Source organism: Streptomyces lonarensis (assembly GCF_012033735.1).
Lineage (GTDB): Bacteria > Actinomycetota > Actinomycetes > Streptomycetales > Streptomycetaceae > Streptomyces > Streptomyces lonarensis.
Genome location: NZ_JAAVJD010000303.1, coordinates 1 through 5,183, shown reverse-complemented (window position 1 = coordinate 5,183; position 5,183 = coordinate 1). Strand labels below are relative to the sequence as shown.

Below are 5,183 nucleotides of genomic sequence, written 5' to 3'. Positions count from 1 at the left end.
TTCCCGCGTCGCGCCGCGCCCGCCCCGTGCACGGGCCCGCCCCGCGCGCGGCACGCGCTGGGTCGGGCCCCTCCGACCCCGCCGGTGGCTGCGCATACGCTTCGCGGGTGACTGAGAGCGCGACCGACCTCCGCAACGCCCGCCCCTGGGGCCCCGCCGCCGCCACCGGGGTGGGCTCCCTCCCCGGTACCGACGCCCGCGAGGCGGCCCGCACCGCCGCCGGCGCGTTGGAGACCCTGGTCTTCCTGCCTGAACTCCCCGCCCGCGGCCCCGGCGCCGACATGATCGGCCGCACGGCCGGTCTCCTGACCGAGCTGCACGCGCAACTCGAACCCAGTGGCTGGCGCATCGCCGACCACCCCGGCCGGGACGCCCGCCGCGCCGCGGCATGGCTGCGGGAGGACCTCGACGCCACGGAGGAGTACACCCAGGGCTACGACGGTGCGCTCAAGGTCTCCGTCACCGGCCCCTGGACCCTGGCCGCCGCCCTCCAGCGCCGCAACGGCGAGGCGATGCTCGGGGACCCCGGCGCCTGCCGCGACCTGGCCGCCTCACTCGCCGAGGGCGTCCGGGACCTCCTGACCGACATCCGCCGCCGTGTGCCCGGCGCCCGCCCCGTCCTGCAACTCGACGAGCCCTCCCTCGCCCCGGTCCTCGGCGGCCGCGTCCGCACCGCCAGCGGCTACCGTACCTACCGCGCGGTGGACCGCGTCGTCGTGGCCGACACGCTGCGCTCGCTGGTCGAGGCCGCGGGCGAGAGCCCCACGGTGATCCACTCCTGCGCGCCGGACGTCCCCTTCCCCCTGCTGCGCCGCTCCGGCGCCGCAGGCTTCTCCTTCGACCTCTCGCTGATCACCGAACGTGCCTACGACGCGATCGGTGAGGCCGTGGAGGACGGCGTCACCCTCTTCGCCGGAGTCCTGCCCGGCGACGGCGCGGATCCCGCGGCACTGTCGGACCCTGCCGGTACGGTCAGTGGTGTCAGGTCGCTCTGGCGCAGGTTGGGGCTGTCGCCCGCTCTCCTCACGGGGTCCGTGGTGATCACTCCGACGTGCGGTCTCGCAGGCGCCTCCCCGGCCTACGCCCGGGCGGCGCTCACCCACTGTGCACGCGCGGCCCGATCCCTCGCCGACAACCCTGAGTGACGGGAGACCAGACGGTGGAAGAGCAGGGGCTGCCCGCCGAGGCCCGCGAGCGGCACGCCCGCCTCGCCGAGCGGATCGAGGAGCACCGATTCCGCTACTACGTCCGCACACCGGTCATCAGTGACGCCGAGTTCGACCTGTTGATGCGGCAGCTCCAGGAACTGGAGGAGGAGTTCCCGGCGCTGCGCACCCCGGACTCGCCGAGCCAGCGGGTCGCCGGCACCTACCAGACCGAGTTCACGGCGGTCGAGCACCACGAGCGCATGCTGTCGCTCGACAACGCCTTCGACAATGAGGAGCTCGACGCCTGGGCCGCCCGCGTCGCCGAGGAACTGGACGGCATCCCGTACCACTACCTCTGCGAGCTGAAGATCGACGGGCTCGCGGTCAACCTCACCTACGAGCGCGGGCTCCTCACCCGTGCCGCCACCCGCGGCGACGGCCGCACCGGCGAGGACATCACCCCCAACGCGCGCACCATCGAGGGCATCCCGCACCGCCTGGCGGGCGAGGACCCGCCCGAGCTGCTGGAGGTGCGCGGGGAGGTCTTCTTCCCGATGGAGCGGTTCGAGGAACTCAACGCCGGGCTGGTGGAGGCCGGGGAGAAACCGTTCGCCAACCCGCGCAACGCCGCCGCCGGTTCACTGCGGCAGAAGGACCCCAAGGTCACCGCGGGCCGGTCGCTGCGGATGGTGGTCCACGGCATCGGCGCCCACCAGGGCCTGACCCTCGGCAGCCTCTCCGAGGGGTACCGCCTGCTCCGCGACTGGGGCCTGCCCACCTCCCCGGCCGCGCGCATCGTCGCCACCCTGGACGAGGTGCGCGACTTCGTCACCCACTACGGCGAGAACCGGCAGGCGGTCGAGCACGAGATCGACGGCGTCGTCGTCAAGATCGACGAACTGCCGCTCCAGGGCCGCCTCGGCTCGACCTCGCGCGCCCCGCGCTGGGCCATCGCGTGGAAGTACCCGCCGGAGGAGGTCAACACCAAGCTGCTCGACATCCGCGTGGGCGTCGGCCGGACGGGCCGCGTCACCCCCTACGCCGTCGTCGACCCGGTGACGGTCGCCGGCTCCGAGGTGGAGTTCGCCACGCTGCACAACCGCGAGGTCGTCGCCCGCAAGGGGGTCCTGATCGGGGACACGGTGGCGTTGCGCAAGGCCGGCGACGTCATCCCCGAGATCCTCGGCCCGGTCGCCGACCTGCGTGACGGCACGGAACGCGCCTTCGAGATGCCGACGCACTGCCCCGAGTGCGGCACCGAACTGCGCTCCATGAAGGAGGGGGACATCGACCAGCGGTGCCCCAACGCCCGCTCCTGCCCCGCGCAGCTCCGCGAGCGGATCTACTACCTGGCGGGGCGCCGGGCGCTCGACATCGACCACTTCGGCTACGTCGCGGCGACCGCGCTGACCCAGCCGCTGGAGCCCTCCGAGCCCCCGCTCTCCGACGAGGGCGGGATCTTCGACCTCCGCATCGAGCAACTGCTGCCGATCCGCTCCCACGTCCTGGACCCCGACACCGGGCTGCCCAAGCGCGACCCGGAGACCGGCGAGCCCAAGACGGTCCACTTCTTCGCCAACCAGAAAGGCGAGGCGAAGAAGAACGCCGTCGCCATGCTGGAGGCAATCCATGCGGCGAAGGAGCGCCCCCTCGCCCGCATCCTGACGGGGCTCTCCATCCGCCACGTCGGCCCGGTCGCCGCCGAGGCCCTGGCCCGGGAGTTCCGGTCGATCGACCGCATCGCGGAGGCTTCCGAGGAGGAACTGGCCGCCACCGAGGGGGTCGGGCCCACCATCGCCGCCTCCCTCACGGCATGGTTCGCGGAGGAGTGGCACCGCGAGATCATCGACCGCTGGCGCGCCGCCGGCGTCCGCATGGCCGACGAGGCCGCCGAGGAGGAGGGCCCCCGCCCGCTGGCCGGCATGACCGTGGTGGTCACCGGCACCCTCGCCCGGTACACCCGGGACGGAGCCAAGGAGGCGCTGCAGAACCTCGGCGCCAAGGTCTCGGGCTCGGTGTCGAAGAAGACCGCCTTCGTGGTCGTCGGCGACAACCCCGGGTCCAAGTACGACAAGGCCGTGCAGCTGAAGGTGCCCGTCCTCGACGACGCCGGGTTCGACACCCTGCTGGCGGACGGCCCCGACGCCGCTCGTGAGGTCGCCACCAACCGGCCCGCGGAGGAGGAGCCGCCGGGACAGGCGGCCGACCCGGAGGCGTCGGCCGCGTCCGCCCCCGACGGCACACCCGTCCCCGGAGCCGACGGCACCGCCGGCGAGGCGGCGTCCGCGTCGGCAGCGCCGGAAGCGGAAGCCCCCGCGGCGGCCGACGACTGACGCCCTGTCGGCCGCCGCCGTCGGTCGCACGGCCCCACCGGCCGTCCTCTCCCGCGCCCACCGGGGAGGACGGCCGAGCCGTCGCAGGTGAACCCCGCCCCGGCCACTCGAACGGTCGGTGTGAAACCGCCCCTTGGTGGGGGATGCCATAGCGGAGAAGCCGTTCGCCGCGGACGGCAGCGCACACCGGCGCCGGCACGGCGGGCGGGCAGGTGCTCGGAGAGGCCGCCCGCCCGTGTCGGCCGTCGCGAAGGAGGTCCGCATGGAGTCGGTTCGCGCCGGGAGGGCCGTCGGCCGTGCCCGCCCCGGCGGACGCCCCGCAGCCGGTCGGGCCCGGACCCCGTTCGCGCCCGGCCCGGCGGGGCTGGTGGTGCTCGCCTGCGCCGTCGGGGCGCTTGTCGCCGCCCTCGGGCACGCCACCGTCACCGGGCAGCCGTGGCTGCCCCCCGGCGCGGCGGGATGGGGGCTGCCGGCGCTCGCCGCCGCTCTCGCCGCCCCGTCGCTGCTCCCGGCCCACCGGGCCGCCCGACCCAGCGGGGCGGTGGCGCCCCTCGCGCTGGCCGGGCTGCTGCTCCACGGGCCGACCGCGGCGCTTCTGCTGACTGTCCTCCCGGCGGTGGCCCCGGCCGTCCACCGCAGTCACCGGCGCCCGGCCCTGATCCGCGCCGCCTGCGAGCTGGTGGCGGTGGCGGCCGCCTGTGCCGTCGTCACGCCCGTGGGCCTGCTGCCTGCGGGAGAGGCCCCGTGGACCCCGGAGCAGTGGTGGAGCTCCGCCGTGCCGGCGCTGCTCGTCGGCGGAGGCGTGCACCTGGCGGTCAGGGGCGTCCTCACCACCCGCTGCCTGCCGCCGTCGGCGCGCCCCGCGGGGCCTGCCCGACCCGCGCCGGCCGCCGCCGCGCTGCTCTCCGCCACCCCGCTGATCATCGTCGTGGCGGCCCACGCGCCGGTTCTCCTGCCGCTGTTCGCCCCGGCGCTCGGGGCGCTCGACGTGGCGCTGCGATCCGCGCGGGCCCGGGCGACCGATCGACTGCTGGACCCGCTCACCGGCCTGCCCAACCGCCGCTGGCTGCTCCAGCGGACGCGCGCCGCGCTCGCCGAGGCCGAGAGCGGCGGTGGCCGCTGCGCGCTCGTCCTGATCGACCTCGACCGCTTCCGTTCCGTCAACGACACCCTGGGGCACGGCACGGGCGACCGCCTGCTGCTGGAGATCGCCGAGCGCGTCGAGCGGTCGGCTCCGGCCGGGGCCGAGACGGCGCGGCTGGGCGCCGACGAGTTCGCCGTGCTGCTGCCGGCCGTGGCATCGGTCGGAGCGGCGCACCGGGCTGCTCGTGAGGTGGTCCGGGCCATCGAGGCACCGGTGGAGCTGGACGGCCTGACGGTGGTGGTGGAGGCGAGCGCCGGTGTGGCGGTGTACCCCGACCACGCCACTGCTCGGACGGGGCCGGGCTCGGTCACGCGAGGCGGTGACGTGTCGGCCCACGCGGCCGGGGCCGCTCGCCCGGTGTCGCACGGCGCGGGGGAGGGGCCGCCCCACCCGGCCCCGCCGGGGACCGGCGCCCCGGACACCGCGGACACCTTCACCGAAGAGCCCGGAGCGGTTGCCGCGGAGCGGTCTCCCGGCCCCCGCCGGCCGCGGCTGCCCGTCCGGGGCACCCGACGCGCCGGTGATCCGGCGGCCGGTGCCCGCGCGCCCGCGGCCACA

The 5,183-nt window shown here is 75.8% G+C and carries 3 protein-coding genes; all 3 read left to right on the top strand.

Annotation, left to right across the window (positions count from 1 at the left end; genetic code table 11):
• Positions 1-107: 107 nt before the first annotated feature.
• Positions 108-1,145, top strand: a complete 1,038-nt coding sequence (locus HCN56_RS23285) for a methionine synthase (RefSeq protein ID WP_312871399.1) — start codon at positions 108-110, stop codon at positions 1,143-1,145.
• 14 nt (positions 1,146-1,159) lie between these two features.
• On the top strand, positions 1,160-3,481 hold the full coding sequence (ligA, locus tag HCN56_RS23280) for an NAD-dependent DNA ligase LigA (protein WP_312871398.1): 2,322 nt from the start codon (positions 1,160-1,162) through the stop codon (positions 3,479-3,481).
• 262 nt (positions 3,482-3,743) lie between these two features.
• Positions 3,744-5,183 (top strand): GGDEF domain-containing protein (locus HCN56_RS23275; protein ID WP_167974276.1); only part of this gene is annotated, 1,440 nt, incomplete at its 3' end.